Genomic DNA, 22,016 nt, shown 5'->3' on the forward strand with positions numbered 1-22,016 from the left:
CGCGCCTCTCCGTAGGACCCGTGCCATAGCCCCCCGTGACACGTTTCGCCCCCTGAGAAAGAAGGTGAGATGGGCGAGTTCACGACCACGATCGAAACCAGGCTCGACCAGGCCTACAAGGGTCTTGAAGAGGCCACCACGAGCGGGGACGACTTCCTCGCCGACACCCTCACCGCCGAGATCGAGGACCTTCACCGCCTCGCCGAGGATCACGGCATCGACATCCAGCGCTGACCGGAACCGACACTGACGAGGGGGCCCGCCGTACGGCGGGCCCCCTCGCCTGTGCACAGGGTGAAGTCAGCGTGAAGTCAGCGCGAAGACCGCGCGAACGCGGCGCGAATTCACGGCGGCTCCGAGACCGACGTGCGGGTGATCGGCCGCCGCTCGCGCCCGGGTCGGAACCCGCGGACGGTCTCAGCTCCCGGATTCCCGGTCGCGTCCGTGGTCCTCACGTGCCTCGGGTCCTCACGTGCCTCGGGTCCTCACGTGCCTCGGGTCCTCACGTGCCTCGGGTCCTCACGTGCCTCGGGTCCTCACGTGCCTCGGGTCCTCACGTGCCTCGGGGGTCCTCACGTGCTGGAGGCCTCAGTCGCGCTCGGGGTCGAGGGGAACGAGCAGGTCGTGCAGTTCCTCGAAGAGCCCGGGGGCCGCGCACAGCGCCATGTCGGGACTGACCGGCCTGCCGTTCAGGCCGCCGAGGCGGGCTCCGGCCTCCACGGCGATCAGGCCGGCCGCCGCGTGGTCCCAGTAGTTGGCGCCGCGCTCGTAGTAGGCGTCGACGCGGCCCGCGGCGACCGAGCAGAGATCGACCGCGCAGGAGCCGCCGCGCCGGATGTCCCTGACCTGAGGCACCACCTGCGCCAGCACCTCGGCCTGCACCCGGCGCCGCCCCGCCGCGTAGCCGAACCCGGTGGCGACGAGCGCCTTGGCCAGCGGGACACCGGTGTTGCAGCGCAACCGCTCGCCCCTCAGCCAGGCGCCGCCGCCCTTGGACGCGGTGAACGACTCGCCGCGCGGCACGTTGTGCACCACTCCGGCGACGATCTCACCGTCCACCTCGACGCCGATGCTGACCGCCCAGTCCGGCAGGCCGTACAGGAAGTTGACCGTGCCGTCGATGGGGTCGACCACCCACCGGACGCCTCCCTCACCGGGGGTGTCGCCGCCCTCCTCGCCGAGGATCGCGTCGCGTGGCCTGGCCTCGGCGATCCTGCCGCGGATCAGTTCCTCCGCGGCCCGGTCGAGCGCGGTGACGACGTCGGTGGGGCTCGACTTGGTGGCGAGCACCTCGGGCCGCGCGGGCCGCTTGGCGAGGAGCATCTGGCCGGCCTCCTCCGCTATGCCGGTCGCCAGCTCCAGCAGCTCCTCCGCCCGCGCGCGGTCATGCCGGTACTCCCGCTCGTCCATCCTGGCCTGCCCCCTCCTCGTACGTGCTCACATCGAAGCGGCCGACGCCCGGCTCGGGCGTCGGCCGCATGGATGACATCCTCCCAAATCAGGGTGTACCGCCATTCAACGGTCAGCTCAGGGACGGCGGCCGAGTCCACCCCTCGTCCAGGACGTGCTGCGCGAGGAAGGCCAGAACGGTCTCGTACCAGGCGATCGCGTTGCCGGGCTTGAGCACCCAGTGGTTCTCGTCGGGGAAGTAGAGGAACTTCGACTCGACCCCCGTGCGCTGGAGGTCCCACCACAGCCGCAGGCCCTCGCCGATCGGCACGCGGTAGTCCTTGTCGCCGTGGATCACCAGCATGGGCGTCCTGATCTCGCCGAGCCACCGGTGGGGCGACAACCGGGCGTAGCGGGCGGACCCGAGGGCGCCGAACTCCCGCTGCCAGTAGTTCGCGCCGTCGGTGGTGCCCGCGAACTGGTCCAGGTTCCACAGTGAGGCGTGCGTCACGATCGCCCGGAACCTGTCGGTGTGCCCGGCGACCCAGTTGGCCATGTAGCCGCCGAACGAGCCGCCCATCGCCGCCGTCCGCTGCTCGTCGATCTCCGGCCGCTTGAGGCACTCGTCCGTGATCGCCATGAGGTCGGCGTGGGTCACCGGCCCCCAGTCGCCCCAGCCCCGCTTGATCATGTCCTGGCCGTACCCGGTGGACAGGCAGGGGTCGGGCAGCAGCACGGCGTAGCCGTGCCTGGCCATGAGCCAGGGGTTCCAGCGCCAGCTCCAGTCGTTCCAGCTCGACAGCGGACCGCCGTGGATCCACAGCAGGAACGGCGCGGGGTCCTCGGCGGTCGCCTCCGCGGGGACGACCAGCCAGCCGCGGATCTCGGTCCCGTCCTCGGCCGTCGCGGTCACCTCGGTCAGCGTGCCGGGCAGGTCCAGCGGCGGCACGGGCGAGGGCAGGGTCGTCACGGAGCCGTCGGCCGCGATCCGCACCGGCCGCGGCGGCGAGTCGATCGCGCCGCGCAGGGCGTAGACCGAGCCGTCGGGCGCCGGGCACAGCTCGGCGTAGGCGCCGTCGTCCGAGGTCAGCCGCGTGGGCTCGCCCTCGATGCCGCCCTCTGTGCCGCCCTCTGTGCCGGCCTCTGTGCCGACCCGGAAGACCGGCCTGCGGCCCCGGTGGTCGGCGGCGAAGAAGAGCTCCCGCGAGGAGGGCGCCCACGCGACCGACACGGGGAAGATCTCCCGGGCGACCGCGTGCCCTTCACCGGTGGCCAGGTCGATCACCCACAGGTCGAGGGCGACCTGCGTCTCCTCGGCGCCGTGCCGCTCCCGCACGCAGGCGACCCGCCGCCCGTCCGGCGACACCGTGACCGGCCCGGCGAAGTCGTGCCCCTCGGACGTCGCGAGCGTGCGCCGCGACCCGTCCGCGACGTCGATCGCGACCAGGTCCCAGCGGACGTCGCCGTTCGGGAGCGGCACCCGCCAGGTCGCGACCACGGTCCGCCCGTCCGGGGTGAGGTCGAACGACAGGTGCTCGTTCAGGGCGCCGCCGGGTGTGGGCGTGAGATCGCGCACGTCCTCCAGGCCCTCGCGTACGGCGCGGCCGGCGAACAGCCGTGTCTCGGCCGGGCCGAGGTCGTGGTCCCAGTAGCGCACCGGGTAGCCCTCGTGCAGGATCGCGCTGACCCCGGCCTCCTCGCGGGCCTTGCGCCGCTCCTCCTCGGTGGCGGCGTCGCCGGGCAGCACCTCGGAGGTGTAGACGACCGCGCCGCCCGCCGCGCGCACGCCGCCGATACCGCCGGGGCGGGTGGCGACGCGCACCGGCTCGCCGCGCTCGGGCAGCAGCCACAGTGCGGCCGTGTCGCCGCCGCTCTCCTTCGCCGTCTCGTCGGGCCGCCGTGAGACGAAGAACAGGGTCCCGTCGGGGGCGAACTCGGCCCCCGTCTCTCCCTTCGCCGACCGGGTCAGCCGGCGGGGCTCGCCTCCGGGGTCCTGGGGGATCTCCCACAGCGCGGCGCCGTACGACTTGCCGTCGGGGTTGAGCGACTGGACCACGGACACGAGCCGGGTCCCGTCGGGCGACAGCCGCAGGGCGTTCACGCGCGCAAGGGCCATGTATTCGCGGATGTCCGGAAATTGGCTCACCGCTCGAACCTACTCGCTGACGCACGCACCACCCAAGCGATACAGGCGCGGGCGGAACCGTCGTACCGTCCGCGTAAGGTGTGGCGCATGGGGAGCACCAACGGATACGACGCCCTGCTGGTCGTCTCCTTCGGAGGGCCGGAGAAACCCGAGGACGTCATGCCGTTCCTGGAGAACGTCGTGCGCGGCCGGGGCGTGCCGCGCGAGCGGCTGCTGGAGGTCGAGGCGCACTACCAGAGGTTCGGCGGGGTCAGCCCGATCAACCGGCAGTGCCGCGACCTGATCGCCGCGCTCGACGTGGACCTGCCCGTCTACTGGGGCAATCGCAACTGGCACCCGTTCCTCGAGGACACGGTCCTGCGGATGAAGGAGGACGGCGTCCGCAAGGCGGCGGCCTTCGTCACCGCGGCCTACAGCTCCTACTCCAGTTGCCGGCAGTACCTCGACGACATCGCCCGTGCCCGCGCCGCCGTCCCCGGCGCGCCCGAGATCGTCAAGCTCCGCCACTACTACGACCATCCCGGATTCGTCGCGGCGATGGCCGACCACACCCGCGAGGCCCTCGACCGGCTGCCCGCCGACGCCCGCGAACAGGCCCGCCTCGTGTTCACCGCGCACAGCATCCCCGTCTCCATGGCCCGCACGGCCGGGCCCGCGGGGGGCGCGTACGAGGCGCAGCTCAGGCGGGCCGCCGAACTGGTGACCGCGCACGTCGACGAGGGGCGGGCCTGGGACCTGGTCTGGCAGAGCCGCAGCGGCCCGCCGCAGGTGCCCTGGCTGGAGCCCGACGTCTGCGACCACCTGGAGGCGCTGCACGCCGAGGGCGTCCGGTCGGCCGTCCTCGTGCCCATCGGGTTCGTCTCCGACCACATGGAGGTCGTCTACGACCTCGACGTGGAGGCCGCGGCCACGGCCGAGAAGCTCGGCATGGCCCTCACCAGGGCCTCGACCGCGGGCACCCACCCGCGGTTCGTGTCGATGGTGGGCGAACTGCTCGCCGAGCCCGAGCCCGCGCCGTGCGCGGCGACCTGCTGCCCGGCGCCCGTCCGGCCCGCCCACCGGCCCGGCCGTTAGCGGCGCCGGAACGGGACGGCAGGACCCGCCGTCGCGGGTCCCTCCCTCGCCTCAGGAGGCGTACGTGCGGGCGTACGCCTCCGCGAGCGACAGGACCTTGTTCACGTAGTCCCAGGAGTGGTTGTAGAACCACACGGCCTTCCTGAGCTTGTCGCCGCCCGCGCCGGCCCCGTTGGCGCACAGGTATTTGGCGGCCGACGGCACCGCGTCGTAGGGACTCCAGATGTCCGCCTCGCCGTCACCGTCGCCGTCCACGCCGTACACCTTCCAGGTGGCGGGCATGAACTGCATCGGCCCGAGCGCCCCCGCGGACGAGGGGCCGTTGTTGCGGCCGTGGCTGCTCTCGACCTGGCCGATGGCCGCGAGGACGGTCCACGAGAGGCCGGGGCAGACGGTGGCGGACCGCTGGTAGAGGTCCAGGTAGCTCGTGGGCCGTCCCACCAGGGCCCGCCCCGGCGTGGCCGTGGCCCGCGGCCGGACGGCGGCCGCGCCGACCCTCTCGACCTGCGCGCCCTTGCCGAGCAGGCGCGCGACCGCCTTGTCGCTCACCTTGCCCGGGTCGCCGTGGACCAGCACCACGACGCCGCCGGGGAAGCCGAGCCTGCGGCCCAGGTCCTGGCTGACCAGGCCGTCGACGCCGGGCAGCCCGAGCGAGGCCGAGGCGGCGACGCGCAGCCGGGGGCCCCGGTCGATCTGGTACTCCGCGCCGAGCACCATGCCGAGACGTTTGACCGTGGCCGCGTCGGCGACCATCTCGCCCCGCGCGAGCGCGCTCCACACCTCCGGGTGATCGGCCACGTTCTTCGGCGTCCACGACCGGAACGTGGCCGGGTCGACCGCGAGCAGCCGCAGGGCCGTGCCGGACACGTGCACGGCGCCGCCGTCGGCGACCGCCACCTTCTGCACGTGCCGCAGCTTGGCGATCTTCAACAGAGTGCTCTGCGACACCCGCTTCGGGGAGATCGCCAGGAGGTGCGGCAGCGTGACCTGCACGCCGGGCCCGCCGACGACGGGCGCGCTCGACGGCAGCGTACGGTCGGGCATGAGGCTTCCCGCCGTCGCCCGCGCGGCCGGAAGGGGGTTGTCGGCCCGCGTACGGTCCGTCTCCGCCCGGCCGCCGCCGGCCGCCAGCGCGCCGTCACCGGGCCAGGTGACCAGGAAGGCGGTGCCCGCGGCGATGACGCTCAGGATCACGACCGCGAGGCCGGTCACGATCGGGCGGAGCCGCATGGAGGCGGAATGAGTGGACGACCTCACCTCAGCCCCTCCACCCCCGACGCGGAAAAATCACTTGCCTCATGATATGCGGGTGGGCGATGGTCAAAACGGAGACAAACGCCGTCCGCGTGTCCCGGGACCGTCCGGGGCCGCCGCCGCTGTCGAACGGCCGGCCCGGACGCACACGCACCACAGTGCCGAAGGGGAAACACACCATGGTCGGGCCGTATCGCGGGCTGTTCGGCACGCCCGGAGTCAAGGGCTTCGTCATCGCGGGGTTCGTCGGGCGGGCGCCCATGTCGATGCTCGGCATCGGCGTCATCCTGCTGATCACCGCCATCACCGGTTCGTACGCGAAGGCGGGGGCCGTGGCGGCGACCTTCTCGATCGCGGTCGCCGTGGCCGGGCCCCTCACCGGGCGGCTGGTGGACCGGTTCGGCCAGGCGCGGGTGCTGCTCCCGTTGGTGCTGCTGCACGGCTGCTCGCTCACCACCCTGATGCTGTGCGCGCACGCCGGGGCTCCCGAATGGACGCTGTACGCCGCCGGCGCGGCGGCCGGGGCCACCGGGATCTCGCTCGGCTCGATGGTCCGGGCCCGGTGGTCGCACGTGCTCGGCGACCCCGCCAAGCTGCACACCGCGTTCTCGTTCGAGTCCGTGGCCGACGAGGTGATCTTCGTCGGCGGCCCCGCCTTCGTGACCGCCCTCACGATCGCGATCAACCCCTACGCGGGCCTGATCGCCGCGATCGTGCTGACCGTGTCGGGCACGGTGGCGTTCGCCTCGCTCCGCGCCACCGAACCGCCTGCCGTGCGGCACCGGGGGGCGGCCGGGTCCCCGATCGCGATCCCGGGCGTGGCGCTGCTGTCGGCGGTGTTCCTGGCCATGGGCGCGGTGTTCGGCTCCGTCGACATCACCACCGTGGCCTTCGCGGAGGAGCACGGCAGCAAGGCCGCGGCCGGTCTGCTGCTCGCGTCGATCGCGTGCGGCAGCGCGGTCTCCGGCCTGTGGTACGGCTCGCGGCAGTGGAGGATCAGCCTGCGCGCCCGGTTCGTCCGCGGGCTGTCGCTGTTCGCCGCCGGGCTCACGCCGGTGCTGCTCATGCACGACGTGCGGGTCATGGCGCTGGCGCTCTTCGTCGCCGGCCTGTCCATCTCACCCACCATCATCACCGGGTTCTCGCTGGTGGAGCGCCTGGTCCCGGCGGCCCAGCTCAACGAGGGCATGGCGTGGATCACCACTTCGATCAACCTCGGTGTGGCGGTGGGCTCCTGGGCCGGCGGACGGCTGACCGACGTGTTCGGGGCGTCCAACGCGTACGGCTTCTCCTACGCCTGCGCGCTGCTCGCGGCCGTCGTGGGCCTCGCCGGCTCGGCGCTGGTCCGGGTGCGTCACCAGCACACGAACTGAGACCGAGGCCGGCCCCGTAGGCAGCGGGGCGATTCATGAGTAGTGTTCATGTTCACCCCGGGCCAGGCGCCGGGGCGAGGAGGAGCATGGACGCCTTCGTCAACTGGGCGCGCAACCAGTCGGTCACCCCCGCGGAGGTCCGCGCCCCCGCGTCGGCGGCCGAGGTCGCCGACGCCGTACGGGACGCCGCGAAGACGGGCCGGCGGGTGCGCATGACCGGCACGGGGCACTCGTTCACCGGGGTCGCGCTCACCGACGGCATCCTGCTGCGCCCCGGCGCGCTGACCGGCGTCCTCGACGCGGGCGACGGGTGGGTCAAGGTCGCCGCGGGCACCCCGCTCCACGCGCTCAACGAGGAACTCCACCGGCGTGGGATGGCGCTGGCCAACATGGGCGACATCACGGCCCAGACCGCCGCCGGGGCGATCCAGACCGGGACCCACGGCACCGGCAGGCACGTCGGCGGCCTCGCCGACCAGGTCGTCGAGCTGGAGATGGTGCTCGCCGACGGCTCCGTGACGACCGTGCGCGAGGGCGACCTGTTCGACGCGGCCCGGGTGGGCCTCGGCGCGCTCGGCATCCTGACCGCCGTCACGTTCCGGGTCGAACCCGCGTTCCTGCTGCGCAACCGCCGCGAGCCGATGGCGTTCAGCCGGATCCTCGACACGCTGGACGACCTGACGGAGGCCGACGACCACCTCGACTTCTTCTGGCTCCCGCACACCGACACCTGCCTGGTCAAGCGCAACGACCGCCACCCCGGCCCCGCCCGGCCGCCGGCCGCCTTCAAGCGCTGGCTCGACAACGTCTTCCTGGAGAACACGCTGTTCGGCGCGGCCTGCGCTCTCGGGGCCCGCCTCCCCGGCGCGGTGCCCGCGATCAACGGGATCTCCGCGCGCATGCTCGGCTCGTCGGAGTGCGTCGACACCTCTTACAAGATCTTCACCTCGGTGCGCGAGGTCCGCTTCCTGGAGATGGAGTACGCCGTCCCGCGCCACCACCTCGCCCAGGCCCTGCGGGAGACGCGGGACCTCGTGGAGCGGTCGGGCTGGCCGATCACCTTCCCGGTCGAGGTGCGGGTCACGCCGCCCTCGGACGCCTGGCTGTCCACCGCGTACGGCAGGCCCTCGGCGTACGTCGCCTGCCACGTCTACCGCCAGGCGCCCAACCCCGCGTACTTCGAGGGCGTGGAGGAAATCATGGTCAGGTTGGGGGGCCGGCCCCACTGGGGCAAGCTGCACACCCGCGACGCGGACTACCTGCGTGGCGTGTATCCGAGGTTCGGCGACTTCCTCGCGCTGCGCCGCGAGATGGACCCGGACGGGCTGTTCTCCAACGATTACCTCGACCGGGTGCTCGGCGCGTCGCGGGAAGGCTGACCCCATGGCCGCGTAAAGTCCCTCTCCACGGTCCGGCGTCTTCCGCGTGTCGCGTTGCCCGCGCCGGCCCTCGGGCAGGCACATTGCGGAGCACGGGCACACCAGAGCCCGGCGCGCCACTCGAACCCGAGGGAGCAAGAGGAATGAGACCCTCCCGCAGGTCCGGCCGCACGGCGTACGGCACGGTCACGCCGCCGTGCGCCACGCCCGCGCCGTACGGACGGGCGGTGGGCGCGCACCACCTGAGGAGACACGACCCTCGCTCTCGCCTTCTGGGCCGGATCGGCGGCGCGGCCGCCGCCTGCGCACTGCCGCTTCCGGACGACCGACAGGTTGCGGAAAGGTGAACACGAAAAATGTGACCGGGGTCACAACACCTGCCTCGCCCCCTGGCGAGGCGATGTTCGGACATGCCGGGTACGGTGCTGGAAGGCAACCGGTTCACGCGAGAGACTCAAGGGTCCGGGGGAAGACAGAGCACGACGACGAAGGGACTCGCATGCAGGAGCTCCGTCTCGTCGCGGTAAGTGAAGACGGAACGTACCTCGTCCTGGCGACGGCCGGGCGGGGCACGCGCTTCACGCTGCCCGTCGACGACCGGCTCCGCGCTGCGGTCCGCGGCAACTTCTCCCGTCTCGGCCAGTACGAGATCGAAGTGGAGAGCCCGTTGCGTCCCAAGGAGATCCAGGCGCGCATCCGTGCCGGCGAGACGGCCGAGGAGATCGCGGCCACCGCGGGCATTCCGGTGGAGAGAGTCCGCTGGTTCGAGGGACCGGTTCTCCAGGAGCGCGAGTACATGGCCCAGCAGGCCCAGCGCGTCTCGGTCCGGATGCCGGGCGAGACGACCCCCGGGCCCACGCTCGGCGAGCTGGTCGCCGAGCGGCTGACCCGGCGCGGCGTGCCCGCCGACGAGATCGACTGGGACTCCGCCAAGCGCGACGACAACCTGTGGCGGGTGCGGCTCGGCTTCGTCTGGAACGGTCACACCCGCCACGCCGAGTGGCTCTTCGACCCGCGCCGCCGCCACATCACCCCGAACGACGACGAGGCCATGCGCCTGTCGGCGGCCGAGTACGTCGAGCCCGAGCGGGACGACGCAACCGTGCGTCCCTTCGTGCCCCGTCTCGCGTCCAAGCTCGCCCCGGTGCCGCCGCTGCCCGAGGAGACCTCTCACCGTCGCGACGAGCCGGGTCTCAGCGTGCCCGCCGTACGCTCCGAGCCCGCCGCGCTCCCCGAGCCCGTGGCGCCGCCGCGGCTGAGCCCGCCGCTGCGCGCGGAGACCGGCCGGCCCGAGCCCTACTCGGACGAGCCGGCGGCGTACCGGCCCGAGCTGACCCCGGTGCCCTTCCGGCTGCCGCAGTCGCTCATCGCCACCCCCGATGCCGTGCTCCCCCCGCCCGCCGCCGAACCCAGGGTGGAGCCCACGCCGCAGACCGGATCCGCCGCGCAGGCCGCTCCTCCGCGTACGCCCGCCGGCCCCGCCCCGGCCACCGGCGGCGTTCCGTACGCTCCGGGCTCGGATGCCGCCGGAGACGGTGCGGTCCGCGTGGACGGTCAGGACGCCGCGGGACCGCGGGCCACGGGACCGCAGGCCGTGTCCCAGCCGCCCGTGGATGCCGTCACACCCACGCCCGCGGCGGACGCCGCCGCATCGGCCCCTGTGACCGGCGGGGACAGTGCAGCCGGCGAGACCGCGGTCACCGGGCCGGCGTCCCGCCCGCAGGAGCCCGCCGTCCAGAACGTGGCGCCCGACGTCTCCACCGGCGTGACGTCATCCGATGGAGCCGCGGACACACAGGAGGCCGTGCGTCCGGCGACGCCCGCGGAGCGGGCGGCCGCCGAGGACTCCACGACGCCCGCGACCACCACGGCGACCCCGGATTCCACTCCGGGCTCCACCGCACACTCCACCGCGCATTCCACTGCGCATTCCTCTCCGGGCTCCACTGCGGACTCCGGGGCGACGGACGTCGTGGCCGCTGCGGCGTCCTCTCAGGACGCCGAGGGCGGCGCCTCCGGCCCCGAGAGCGCGGAGGCCGTCGTGGAGACCACCGCAGCCGCTGAGACTTCGATTCCGGCCGAGCGATCGGCCGAGGCGTCCGCGTCGCAGTCGGCCCCCGACGCGGCCACGGACACGGACACGAACACGGCGGCGGCCACGGACACGACAGCGGCCACGGACACGGCGGCGGCTGCGGACACGGACACGGACACGGACACGACAGCGGGCCCGGCCGCGGGCGGCGCGACGGACGAGGCGTCGCCGGCGGCCGCTGTTCCCGTCGCCGTCCCCGCGCCCGCTCCACCGGCGGAGTCCGCGAAGGAACCCGCTGCGGGCGCCACCGCGGACGCCACAGCGGTGAGCGTGCCCGCGCCGAGCGCGCCCCCCGAGGGCACCGCGGCGCCCACCCCAGCACCCACCTCAGCACCCACTTCAGTGCCCACCCCGAAGCCCACCGCGGCGCCTTCCGCTCCGGCCGCACCGGCGACTCCCGCCGCTCCGGCGGCGGAGACCACCACGCCCGCGGCTCCGGCGGCACAGGCCACGCCAGAGGCCCCGGCGGCACAGGCCACGCCAGAGGCCCCGGCGGCACAGGCCACGCCGCCCGCGCAGTCGGCGGCCGAGGCCGCACCCGCGGCGCAGGCACCCGCGCGACAGGAAGCCGCGGCCCAGGCGCCCGCCGCCGCCCCGGCGCCCCGGACGGGGAACGCCGGGAAGAGCCAGCACCCCGGCGACGAGTCCAAGGACGGGGCGAAGGAGGCGCAGAAGGAGGCTCCGAAGGACGCCAAGCCCGAGACACCCGCCCCGCCCGTGCCGAAGCCGGCTCCCCCGCGGCCCCGCAAGTCGCGCGGACGCCGGGCGTCGGTGCCGACCTGGGACGAGATCATGTTCGGCGCGCGCAAGCAGGACTGACCGCACAGGACCCGGCGTCCTCCGGCGCCGGGAGCGGAGCCGTCCACGGAGTCGAAGCCGTCCACGGAGCCGGGCGTCGTCACGACCGGCGGGAGAAGGCCGGCCGGCGAGTTCGCGAACTCGCCGGCCGGCCTTCGCCGTCTGTCCGGGCCGTGCCCGCGAACTCCCCGTCGCCTCAGGACGCGTCCCGGGACGCTCGATTCGCGGCGTGACCAGACGCGCCTCTCCCGGCATCCCACCCGAGCAGGGCCGTATGGGACCGTACGGAACAGTTCCGCACGATCATGAACCTTGTCCTCGATCCCGTAGATCAAGGATCTTCCGTGATGCACCCCTCTCCCGGCACCCGGCCGGGGCTCGGGGCCTTCCCCACGGAGGTTCTCCTTGCATCGACGATCACGGTGGGAACACGTACGCGTGATCGCGGCGGCCGCTGTCGTGACCGCCGGCACGCTGGTCGCGCTCCCCCAGGCAGCGCACGCGGCGGTCACGGGGCCACCGCCGCAGGCGTCCGCCTTCGATCACGTGCTCTACTGGAACAGCGTCTTCCTCGACACCATCCGCACCCTTCCCCGCGACGGCGTCGACCCGCAATACAGCCACGACGGGGACCCGACCCGGCTCGCGCGGGCCGGCGCCATGCTGCACATCGCCCTCCACGACGCGAACTGGCCGGCCGCGCCGGTCACGTACCTGCCGAAGATCACCCAGCAGAACCCCAACGACTCGATAGAGGCCACGATGGACGCGGCGGCGCACCGCGTGCTCGAACACCTCTATCCGTACATCGACTTCGACGCCAACCTGGCCTACGCGCTCGCGCAGATCCCCTCGTCGGTGCCGTCCTCCTACGTCCAGGGCGGCCGGGCCGACGGCGAGAGGATCGGCGACCTGATGATCGCCGAAAGGTCGGGGGACGGGCCGGCGTTCGACCTCTCGTACACGGAGGGCACGGTCCCGGGCGCGTGGCGGCAGACGGGCTCCGGACCGGCGGTGGCGCCGAACTGGTGGAAGCTCAAGCCGTTCGCCATGACGTCCCCCACGCAGTTCCGGCCGCCGCCGCCCGGCGGCTTCACCTCCTACGACCAGCTCGTCCGCAGCTCCCAGTACGCGCAGCAGGTCAACGAGGTCAAGGCGTACGGCGGGGCGAAGAACCCCACCTCGCGGTCCGCCGACCAGACGCAGGCGGCGTTCTTCTGGGCCAACGACGGCAAGGGCACCTATCGGCCGGTGGGGCAGCTGTTCGCCATCACCCAGACGGTCGCCAGGCAGAAGGGGCTGAGGCAGAACGAGACGGCCGAGCTGTTCAACCTGGTGTCCATGGCACTGGCCGACGCGTCGATCGTCGCCTGGGGAGCGAAGTTCGACTCGCCGATCGACCTGTGGCGGCCGGAGAGCGCGATCAAGCTGGCCGACACGAGCCTCAACGCCGCCATCACACCCGATCCCTCCTGGGAGCCGCTGTCGGTGAACGCCGCCGGGCAGCACTTCTCGCCGCCCTTCCCCGCGTACATATCGGGGCACGCCACGTTCGCGGGGGCGTGGGCGGGCGTGATGCAGAGGTGGTTCGGGCACGACCTGACCTTCACCGCGCCCACCGACGATCCGAACGCCAACCCGAAGACCAGGACCTTCACGAGTTTCGAGCAGGCCGCAGAGGAGGACGCCCTCAGCCGGCTCTGGCTCGGCGTCCACTACCGCTGGGACGCCGACCGCGGCCTCGACGCGGGATTCAACCTGGGTGACTTCGTCTACGTGACCAAGCGCGACCAGGGATAGGAACACGAGCACGACCTCCAGGCCCTCCGGGCGGCGCAATCCGCTGACCCGGGGGGCTGCCTCGCGTCATCGATCTTTGTTAGTGTTTCGCCCGGATCGACGCCGAAGCGTGGCTTGGGAGGATCGTCGTGTCAGGGCCGTTCAGCGTGCCTCCCCAGCCCGACGGCGTGACCACCGCGGCCGAATTCGTCGCCGCGCTGGGCCGTCTTCGCCAGTGGTCCGGGCTGACCTACCGGCAGCTCACGGCCGCCGCGAAGGCGTCGGGAGACGTTCTGCCCACCAGCACGATCGCGGGGGCCCTCGGGCGCACGACCCTTCCCAGGGAGGAGTTCGTGGCGGCCTTCGTACGAGCCTGCGGGCTCGGCGAGGCCGAGACGGCGCGCTGGGTGGCACACAGGAAACGGCTGGCCGCCGGCATGACGCCTCCGGCCGATCCCCACGACGCGGCCGCCGATCCGGACCGATCGCCCGGACCGCCGGAGCAGCCCGGCCCGGACGGCGGGCCCGATCAGGCCGATCGCTTCGAGCCCGGCGGTCTCGGCGGGCGCGAACAGGCCGAACCCGCGGATCCCGCCGTGCCGGGCGACCTGGCAGGACCGGGCGGAGACGCCGTACGGCCGAACACCCGGGCGCTGTGGCGGTTCGTCGTGGCCGGGGCCGGCGTCCTGGTCCTGCTCCTCGCCACGGGCGCGGTCCTGGCGCAACTGCCTGCCTCCTGGGCCGGCGGCGACGCACGGCCCTCGACCTCCGCCGCCGCCGCGACGGCCGGGAGCGACCGCACCCCGCTCTCCGCCTCCCCCGCCGCTCCGACGGCCGGAAGCGGCCGCACCCCGCCCGACGGGTGGTATCACATCGTCCCGTCGCACGTCACCGATCGCGACCTGTGCGTCGGGGAGGGACGCGAGCGCAACAAGCGGACCGACCGGCCACTGGCCGTGCAGCGGCCCTGCCGGGGCGTCGTCCCCGACACCTATGTGCAGTCGGTCGGCGGCGGCGCCTACGAGATCCGGTGGCACCATCCCAAGGAGGGCGTCGGCTGCCTCACGGTCGACGAGGCGCTGAGCGGCCCGGGCGCGCTGGTCGCTCCCGAGAACTGCTCCGGGGCGGCGCACCAGCGCTTCCTGCTGCAGCCCGCGGGGGCGGGGTTCGCCCTGCGTCCCCTGCACACCGGGCTGTGCCTGGGAGCGCTGTACGGCGAGCCCGACGTGGCCCCCGGCGCCGAGCTCGCCCAGGAGTCCTGCACCGGGCGGCGCGACCAGGTGTTCCTCTTCCGCCCCGTGCCCGTCCCGGCCTGGACGCGCGCCCACCGCACCCGTCCGGCCCACGCCTGATCCCGGCCGGCGGTCCCCGGCGCCCCCGCCCGTACGGGCGTCCCCGCCGCGGCTTCCACGAGTCGCGGTGCAGGTCGGCCCACGTATCCCGGCCAGGCCGAGGGCACCGTGATGTCACCGTCGTGCGCCCGTCGCCCTCGTCCTCCTGCCCGCGCATGACCCCTTCGTCCGGGTTCCTCGCCGTACGGCGAGTGAGGCGCGCCCAGACCTCCTATGATCGTCAACGCATGGATTCATCACCTGGAGCACCGATCGCGCGGAAGGCGACGAATGACGGAGACAGGACGCGTTCCGGAGGGTGTTGATCCGAAAGTCCCGAGCGTGGCGCGCATCTACGACTACTTCCTCGGCGGCAAGGACAACTTCGCCTCCGACCGCGAGGCTGCCGACCAGGTCATCCGGCTCGGGCGCGAGCAGGGGTACGACATCCCCGCGCTGGCCCGCGCCAACCGCGCCTTCCTGGTGCGGGTGGTCAGGGAATTGGCCGAGGCCGGCGTGCGTCAGTTCCTCGACATCGGGACCGGGCTGCCCACGCAGCAGAACGTGCACCAGGTCGCCGCGATGTTCGGTCCCGGTTCCCGCACCGTCTACGTGGACAACGATCCGACGGTTCTCGTGCACGCACGCGCCATCCTCGCCGACACACCCGACACCGTCGTGGTGGAGGGGGATCTGCAGCGGCCCGGCGAGATCCTCGCCGACGAGCGGGTCCGCGCGCACCTGGACTTCAACCGGCCGGTGGCGATCCTCGCGCTGGCGGTCCTGCACTTCTTCACCGACGACGCGGAGGTGAGCCGGATCGTCTCGAATCTGCAGGACGGGCTGCCCTCCGGCGGCTACCTCGCCATCTCCCACACCTATGTCCGGCGCTCCGACCAGAACAAGGTGGAGCAGGCGCAGTCGGTCTACGGCAAGACCCCCGCCGGGGGCTTCGTGCACCGTGGCCCCGAGGAACTCGCCGCCATGCTGGACGGCATGGAGGTTCTGGAGCCCGGCGTCGTGCCCGTCGAGCTCTGGCGTCCCCGCCACGACCAGTACCCGGGCGACCCCAGCAACAGCGGTTACATCGGAGTCTTGGCCCGCCGCCCCTGAGGCCTCGCCGGCTCTCTCCGCCTTCTCGGCCGCGCCGTCAGCGATATGTCAGCGGCTGACGGCCGCCCTCAGGGCCGTGTCAGCGCCGCTCCGCAGAGTGGAGGCGCACACGATCGGAGGAGACGCCATGGGCTATGCGATCCAGGCCGAGGGCCTGGAGAAACGGTACGGCGAGACGAGAGCGCTTGACGGGGTGGACCTCGAGGTGCCGCAGGGCCGCCTCCTGGGCGTTCTGGGCCCCAACGGGGCGGGGAAGACCACGGCCGTGCGGATCCTGGCGACGCTCGTGCGGCCGGACGGGGGCGGGGCGCACGTGGCGGGGTTCGACGTGGTCCGGCAGGCGCACCAGGTGCGTTCACTCATCGGGCTGACCGGGCAGTACGCGGCCGTCGACGAGACCCTGACCGGAGTCGAGAACCTCGTGATGATCGGCCGCCTGCTGGGCCTGACGAGGCCGGACGCACGGCGCCGGGCCGACGGCCTGCTCGACCGCTTCCAGCTCACCGACGCGGGCGGAAGGGCGGCCAAGACCTACTCGGGCGGCATGCGCCGCAGGCTCGACCTCGCCGCGAGCCTCGTGGGCCGCCCCCAGGTGCTGTTCCTGGACGAGCCCACGACCGGCCTCGACCCGCGCAGCCGCACCGAGTTGTGGGGCGTCGTCCGCGGCCTCCAGGACGAGGGCGTGACCGTCCTGCTCACCACGCAGTACCTGGAGGAGGCCGACCAGCTCGCGGACGACATCGTGGTGTTCGACCACGGGAAGGTGATCGCGAGTGGCACGCCTGACGGCCTGAAGGCGGCGACCGGGGGCCAGGTCCTGGAGGTGCGGCCCATCGAGGCCGCCCACCTCGATCTCGTCCGCCGCGTGGTGGCCGACGTGCTCGACGTCACGCCGGAGGTCTCCCATGGCCAGGTCACGGCCCCGGTGCGCGACCCGGCGGCCGTCCCCGCGATCGTACGGCGCCTCGACGACCTCGACGTGGTCGCGGCGGAGCTGTCGCTGCGCCGGGCGAGCCTCGACGAGGTGTTCCTCGCGCTGACCGGGCACCGCGCCGAGGACGGGGAGCAGGACGCCGAGGCGGCGGCGTGAGGCCGCGACGGGAGCCACAGGACGCACGAAGCGACGAGGAGAGAAGATGACCACGATCACCCAGACCGCGCCCGCGGTCGCGGTGTCCTCTCGGCCGGGCGCGGGGGCGGCCCTGCGCCACACGATGACGCTCGCCTGGCGGAGCCTGGTGCAGATCAAGCACAACCCGATGGAGCTGCTCGACCTCAGCGTGCAGCCGATCATGTTCCTGCTGCTGTTCACCTACGTGTTCGGCGGCGCGATCGCGGGGTCCACGGGCGACTACCTGCAGTTCGCGCTGCCCGGCCTGGTCGCGCAGAACATGCTGTTCGCGAGCATGACCACGGCCGTCGGATTGAACGTCGACATCACCAAGGGCGTGTTCGACCGGCTGCGCAGCCTGCCGATCTCCCGCTCCGCCCCGCTGGCCGGGCGCATCGTCGCCGACACGCTGAAGCAGGTGTGGGCGTTCGCCCTGTTCCTCGGACTGGGCCTGGTGCTCGGGTTCCGCGTGCACACGGGGATCGCCGGGGTGCTCGGCGCGCTCGCGCTGCTGCTGGCGTTCGCGCTCGCGATGTCGTGGATGGCGGTGCTGGTCGGGGTCACGGCGGCGAGCATGGAGAAGGTACAGATCCTGATGTTCTCGCTGATGATGCCGATCACGTTCACCAGCAACGCCTTCGTCGCCACCGACACCATGCCGTCCTGGCTGCAGAAGTGGGTGGAGGTCAACCCGGTCAGCCACCTGGCGGACGCCGTGCGCGGACTGCTGGGCGGCGGGCCGGTCGCGTCGGACGCCACGATCTCGCTGCTGTGGGCCGCGGGCATCACCGTCGTCTTCGCCCCGTTCGCCGTCCGCGCCTTCCGCAACCGCGCCTGAAAGGCCCTCCGCTGGATGGGGTGCCTGGATGAACCCTCCAGGCCGGCGACGCGTCCCTTAGGTATGAAGCGATCGCGTTTGACCGTCATAGCGGTGCTTGCGTCGTTGTGCGCCTGCGGCCAGTCTGGTGCTGGTCCGGTGACCACTGTGGCCGGGACCGAGACGATCGTGTTGCCGCGGGCCGATCAGCCCAAAGCGCATCGGCCCACCCTGGAGCGGCTCAAGCGAGAGGCGGCGGCGTCGGGCCGGCCCCTGGAGGAGGTCGTCAAGCGGTACGCGACCCGGATGGCTGCCACCTCGTCGCCCAAGCCGACGGACTTCGAGGGATACGACCCCGCGGTGACCGACCCGGACGTGGCGATCGACGGCATTCCCTACGCCGAGCTGGTCGACCTCGGGGCCGTCGCCAAATCGGAGGGCATCTCCTACGAGGAGGCCATCGACCGCTTCGGCTCACAGTCGTCCGACAGCCGGGTGATCGACGAACTCAATGCGGAGTTCCCCGACGAGATCTCCGGCGTCAGATACGTCGACGACCAGCGGGGGCTGCGCGTCGGCTTCAAGGGCCCCATCCCGACTCGCGCGATCGAGCTGGCCAGGACCCTCCCCATGGAGGTCACCCTGATCGGCGGCAAGGGATTCTCGGCCGCGGAGCTCCGGCGGGCCCAGGACACGGTCGTCTCCTGGCTCCGATCCCGTCCTGAGGTGGCCACGATGATGGCGCACCCAGACGACGAGACCGGCCAGGTCGAGGTCACAGTGCAGCCGAAGGTGATGCCGGACGATGCGGAGGAGTTCAAGCGTGGGCTTCAGCTCCCGCGGCTGGACAATCCGCACATCACCGTCGAGGTCACACTCTCCGCCGAATCGATCGCCGTTCGCCCGCAGTGAGGGCCGCAGAAGCCCCCGGCGCGCACACGGCCGGGCACGAACGGCTTTCTACGCGTGGAAACATCCACCCGGCCCTGCTCGATCACCACCGTACGGCCGCGAAGGCCAGCACCTCGTCGCGCCTCATGGCGCGCCCACGCTCGCGGCACCGGGAGAACTCGGCGGACCCGAGCACGGCTCGCACGGCGTCGGCCACCCTCCGGTGGTCGATGCTCAGGTCGTGGACGAACCCGCGGACGGCCTCCGCCCCGCCGAGGATGACGGCGGCCCGCGCGTGGTCACCGTCGCGGGCGGCGAGCGCCGCGTGCCCGACGAGCACGTGCCCGATGACCGGGGCGTCGTTGCTCTCCACCGCGATGGTCAGCGCCTTGTCGTGCAGGGCGCGTGCCGCCGCGACGTCACCCTCCTGCTCGGCCAGCATGCCGAGCGAGGTCGTCAGCGTCGCCTGGAACTGCGGGATCGTCCACGTGGAGCTCAACAGCCGGGCGGCCTCGTCGTAGTGGCGCCGCGACGATTCGTGGTCGCCGTCGGCCCGGGCGAAGTCGCCCCGCACGTGCCACACCCCGGCCCGCCCTACGGGGTCGCCGGTGGCGTCGCACAGCCGCTCGGTCTCCCGCAGCGCCGCCTCCGCGGCCTCCCGGTCGCCCGCCGCGTTCAGCGTGACGGCCAGGCGGGTCCGCAGGTACGGCGTCTCCTCGACGGCCCCGACCTCCTCCAGGAGCGCGATCGCCTCCTCCATGACGGGTACCGCCGCCTGGAGATCGCCGCGCATCGCGTTCGTCTCCGCGAGGACGCTCAGGCAGTTCCCGACACCCCACCGGTCTCCGATGGCTCTGAACTGGTCGAGCGCGAGCAGCAGGTCGGCCTCGCCCTCCCCCGAACGCCCGGTGTTGAAGTGGAGGTTGGCGCGGAAGATGCGCCCGGATGCGGCCACCCAGGGGTCGGGATGCCGCAGCAGCGGCTCCAGCCGGGACTCCGCTTCCACGTGAAGGCCGGCGAACATCGACATGACCGGCACCGCGATCGCCACGAGCGGGTGCGGAGCGACGCGCTCCCGGCTCTCACGCGCGTAGCGGACCGTGACCGCCAGGCTCTCCCCGGCCTGCCCCAGATTTCCCTCGCCGCCCGCGCTCATGATGCCGTGCACCGCGTGGGCCAGCGCCAGCCGCGCGGGGTCCGCGTCGCCGCCCGCCAGGGTCAGCGCCTCCGCCGACCGCTGGGCGCCCTCCAGCCGGTGGCCGGACAGCCACCAGTACCACCCGAGTCCGCCGACCAGACGCAGCGCGAGGTCCGTCTCGGCCTCCTCGCATGCCCATCTGAGGGCCGCCGACAGGTTGTCGTGGTCCGCCGACAGCCGGGCCAGCCACTCGAGCTGCTCCGCCCGGCGCAGGTGCGGCTCTGCGGCCTCGGCGAGGCGGGCGAAGAACTCGGCGTGGGCGAGCCGCACCTGCCGCTCGTCGCCCGACTCGGCCAGGCGTTCCGCGGCGTACGCCTTGATCGTCTCCAGCATGCGGTAGCGGCCGCCGTCGAACACGACCAACGACTTGTCCACGAGCCTGCCGAGCACGTCGACGTCGCCTTCACAGACCTGCTCGGCGGCCTCCAGCGTGGCCCCGCCCGCGAACACCGCCAGGCGCGCCGCGAGCGCGCGCTCGCCGGCGTCGAGCAGGTCCCAGCTCCACTCCACGACCGCGCGGAGCGTCTGGTGGCGGGGCATCGCCGTACGGCTTCCGCCGGTGAGCAGCCGGAACCGGTCGCCGAGCCGCTCGGCGATCTGCCCGGCCGACAGCGCGCGGAGCCGGGCGGCCGCCAGCTCGATGGCGAGCGGCATGCCGTCGAGCTCGCGGCAGATGCGCTCGACCGCGTCGCGCTCGCCGTCCACCAGATAGCCGGGCCGTACGGCGGCCGCCCGCTCGGCGAACAACCGCACGGCGGGACCGGCGCCGAGCGGCCCGACCGGCCACAGCCGCTCTCCGGTGATGCCGAGCGGCTCCCTGCTGGTGGCGAGGATGCGCAGGCCGGGGCACTCGGCGAGGAGCCGGTCGGCGAGCGCGGCGGCCGGCTCGACCACGTGCTCGCAGTTGTCCAGCACGATCAGCGTGTCGCGCGCCGCCAGAGCGGAGACGAGCCGGGTCACCTGATCGGGCTCCCCGCCCGGCGCGGACGGCATGGCGGGCGCCGCGCGCACGGGCACCAGGCCGGTGTCGCGCAGGCCGAGCGCGGTCAGGGCGGCCTGCGGCACCTCCGCCGCCTCCCCGACGGGCGCGAGCTCGACCAGCCAGACGCCGTCGGGCACGCGCGCGGCGATCGCCTCGGCCGACTCCACCGCGAGCCTCGTCTTGCCCGCACCGCCCGGGCCGAGCAGTGTGACCAGGCGGTCGGCGGCGAGGAGCCCGCCGATCCTGCCGACGTCGTCGTCCCGGCCGACGAAGCTGGTCAGCCGGGCCCTCAGGTTGCCCCGGCGCGGAGCGCGCGGCGGCGGCCGGTCCAGCCGGGCGAGCCCCTGCTCGCTCCGGGCAGACCCGGTGGGCGTCATCGGCGGTGGCGGCCGGGTTCCCTCCTCGGAGAGCTCGCCCCTCAGCATCGTGAGATGGAGTTCGGCCAGCGCGGGCGAGGGGTCGGCCCCGAGCCGGTCGGCGAACAGGGACCGGGCCTCCTCGTAGGCGGCCAGCGCCTCGACCCGGCGGCCCGCCACGTAGAGAGCGCGCATCAGCTGCCCGTGCGGCCGTTCCCGCAGCGGATGGGCGGTGACGAGCAGCCGCAGCTCCGAGATCAGATCGGCGTGCCGGCCCAGGACCAGCTCCGCCTCGATCCTGTCCTCCGCGGCCGCGATCCTGAGCTCCTCCAGCCGGGCCACCTCGACCTCGGCGTTCGGCAGGTCGGTCAGCGGAGCACCGCGCCACAGGCCGAGCGCCTCACGCAGCAGGCCGGCGGCGCGGCCCGGATCGCCCGCGGCCAGCGCCGCGGCGCCCTCCCCCGCGAAGCGGGCGAACAGGTGGAGGTCCACCTGGTCGGGGGAGACGGCCAGGCGGTAGCCGGACGGCCCGCCGACCACGAGGCCGCGGCCGACCGTGGCCCGCAGCCGGGACACCAGCGCCTGCAGGGCGTTCCCCACGCCGCTGGGCGGGCGGTCGTCCCACACCCCCGCCACGAGCGCCTCGGTGGAGACGGTGCGGCCGGCGTCCAGCAGCAGGAGCGTCAGCAGGGCCCGCAACCGCTGCCCGCCGACCTCGACCGGCCGTCCGTCGCGCCGTACGTCGAGGGGGCCCAGAACGGCGAAGCTCATGCCCGCTCCCGGCGTGTCCCCCTGCATGCCTCGATTGTGGCGGATAAGGGCGCCCGGGGCCTCACACCCGCACATACCGGTTCTCCGCACGTACCGATCGATTCGGGAGAACACGGAGGTCAACGGCTCACGCGGGCCCGGTCATCGGTACGGATCACC

The 22,016-nt window shown here is 73.2% G+C and carries 15 protein-coding genes; 11 read left to right on the forward strand and 4 right to left on the reverse strand.

Annotated features, from left to right (window positions below; all coding sequences use genetic code 11):
• Window positions 1–69: 69 nt before the first annotated feature.
• A complete protein-coding gene (locus tag HHX35_RS26310) occupies window positions 70–234 on the forward strand; it encodes a hypothetical protein (RefSeq protein ID WP_167530612.1) in 165 nt (54 codons plus the stop codon).
• Window positions 235–588: 354 nt separating this feature from the next.
• Here HHX35_RS26310 and HHX35_RS26315 read toward each other — a convergent pair whose 3' ends face one another.
• Window positions 589–1,410 (reverse strand): inositol monophosphatase family protein, encoded by an 822-nt coding sequence (locus HHX35_RS26315; protein ID WP_182901405.1) that lies wholly within the window; start codon window positions 1,408–1,410, stop codon window positions 589–591.
• Between the two features lie 112 nt (window positions 1,411–1,522).
• Window positions 1,523–3,505, reverse strand: coding sequence for an alpha/beta fold hydrolase (locus tag HHX35_RS26320; protein ID WP_182901607.1), 1,983 nt, complete (start codon window positions 3,503–3,505; stop codon window positions 1,523–1,525).
• Between the two features lie 117 nt (window positions 3,506–3,622).
• On the opposite strand from HHX35_RS26320, the gene HHX35_RS26325 reads away from it, so the two are divergent.
• Entirely contained in the window at window positions 3,623–4,609 is a 987-nt protein-coding gene (locus HHX35_RS26325; protein WP_182901406.1) for a ferrochelatase, read from the forward strand.
• Between the two features lie 51 nt (window positions 4,610–4,660).
• On the opposite strand, the gene HHX35_RS44765 is transcribed toward HHX35_RS26325, so the two are convergent.
• The gene (locus tag HHX35_RS44765; RefSeq protein WP_310739319.1) at window positions 4,661–5,866 is read right to left on the reverse strand and encodes a lytic transglycosylase domain-containing protein; all 1,206 of its coding nucleotides are present in this window, start codon (window positions 5,864–5,866) and stop codon (window positions 4,661–4,663) included.
• A gap of 176 nt (window positions 5,867–6,042) precedes the next feature.
• On the opposite strand from HHX35_RS44765, the gene HHX35_RS26335 reads away from it, so the two are divergent.
• The 9 genes from HHX35_RS26335 (at window position 6,043) to HHX35_RS26375 (ending at window position 18,571) form a co-directional block, all read left to right on the forward strand.
• Window positions 6,043–7,236, forward strand: coding sequence for an MFS transporter (locus HHX35_RS26335; RefSeq protein ID WP_182901407.1), 1,194 nt, complete (start codon window positions 6,043–6,045; stop codon window positions 7,234–7,236).
• Window positions 7,237–7,322: 86 nt separating this feature from the next.
• A complete protein-coding gene (locus HHX35_RS26340; RefSeq protein ID WP_182901408.1) occupies window positions 7,323–8,615 on the forward strand; it encodes a D-arabinono-1,4-lactone oxidase in 1,293 nt (430 codons plus the stop codon).
• 499 nt (window positions 8,616–9,114) lie between these two features.
• Window positions 9,115–11,529 carry a septation protein SepH gene (gene sepH, locus HHX35_RS43765; protein WP_259405420.1) on the forward strand — a complete coding sequence of 805 codons (2,415 nt, stop codon included), beginning with the start codon at window positions 9,115–9,117 and terminating at the stop codon, window positions 11,527–11,529.
• A 384-nt stretch (window positions 11,530–11,913) separates the two neighbouring features.
• Window positions 11,914–13,308 carry a vanadium-dependent haloperoxidase gene (locus HHX35_RS26350; protein ID WP_182901409.1) on the forward strand — a complete coding sequence of 465 codons (1,395 nt, stop codon included), beginning with the start codon at window positions 11,914–11,916 and terminating at the stop codon, window positions 13,306–13,308.
• 128 nt (window positions 13,309–13,436) lie between these two features.
• A complete protein-coding gene (locus HHX35_RS26355; protein ID WP_182901410.1) occupies window positions 13,437–14,639 on the forward strand; it encodes an XRE family transcriptional regulator in 1,203 nt (400 codons plus the stop codon).
• A gap of 270 nt (window positions 14,640–14,909) precedes the next feature.
• Window positions 14,910–15,731, forward strand: coding sequence for an SAM-dependent methyltransferase (locus HHX35_RS26360; protein WP_182901411.1), 822 nt, complete (start codon window positions 14,910–14,912; stop codon window positions 15,729–15,731).
• A 127-nt stretch (window positions 15,732–15,858) separates the two neighbouring features.
• Window positions 15,859–16,821, forward strand: coding sequence for an ATP-binding cassette domain-containing protein (locus HHX35_RS26365; RefSeq protein WP_182901412.1), 963 nt, complete (start codon window positions 15,859–15,861; stop codon window positions 16,819–16,821).
• A gap of 46 nt (window positions 16,822–16,867) precedes the next feature.
• Complete coding sequence (locus HHX35_RS26370; protein WP_182901413.1) at window positions 16,868–17,680, forward strand: ABC transporter permease; 813 nt, start codon at window positions 16,868–16,870, stop codon at window positions 17,678–17,680.
• A 138-nt stretch (window positions 17,681–17,818) separates the two neighbouring features.
• Window positions 17,819–18,571 (forward strand): hypothetical protein, encoded by a 753-nt coding sequence (locus HHX35_RS26375; protein ID WP_182901414.1) that lies wholly within the window; start codon window positions 17,819–17,821, stop codon window positions 18,569–18,571.
• An 82-nt stretch (window positions 18,572–18,653) separates the two neighbouring features.
• On the opposite strand, the gene HHX35_RS26380 is transcribed toward HHX35_RS26375, so the two are convergent.
• Window positions 18,654–21,884, reverse strand: a complete 3,231-nt coding sequence (locus HHX35_RS26380; protein ID WP_182901415.1) for a BTAD domain-containing putative transcriptional regulator — start codon at window positions 21,882–21,884, stop codon at window positions 18,654–18,656.
• Window positions 21,885–22,016 lie beyond the last annotated feature (132 nt).

Origin of the sequence: Microbispora sp. H10830, assembly GCF_014161375.1 — a bacterium.
GTDB classification, from domain to species: Bacteria; Actinomycetota; Actinomycetes; order Streptosporangiales; family Streptosporangiaceae; genus Microbispora; species Microbispora catharanthi.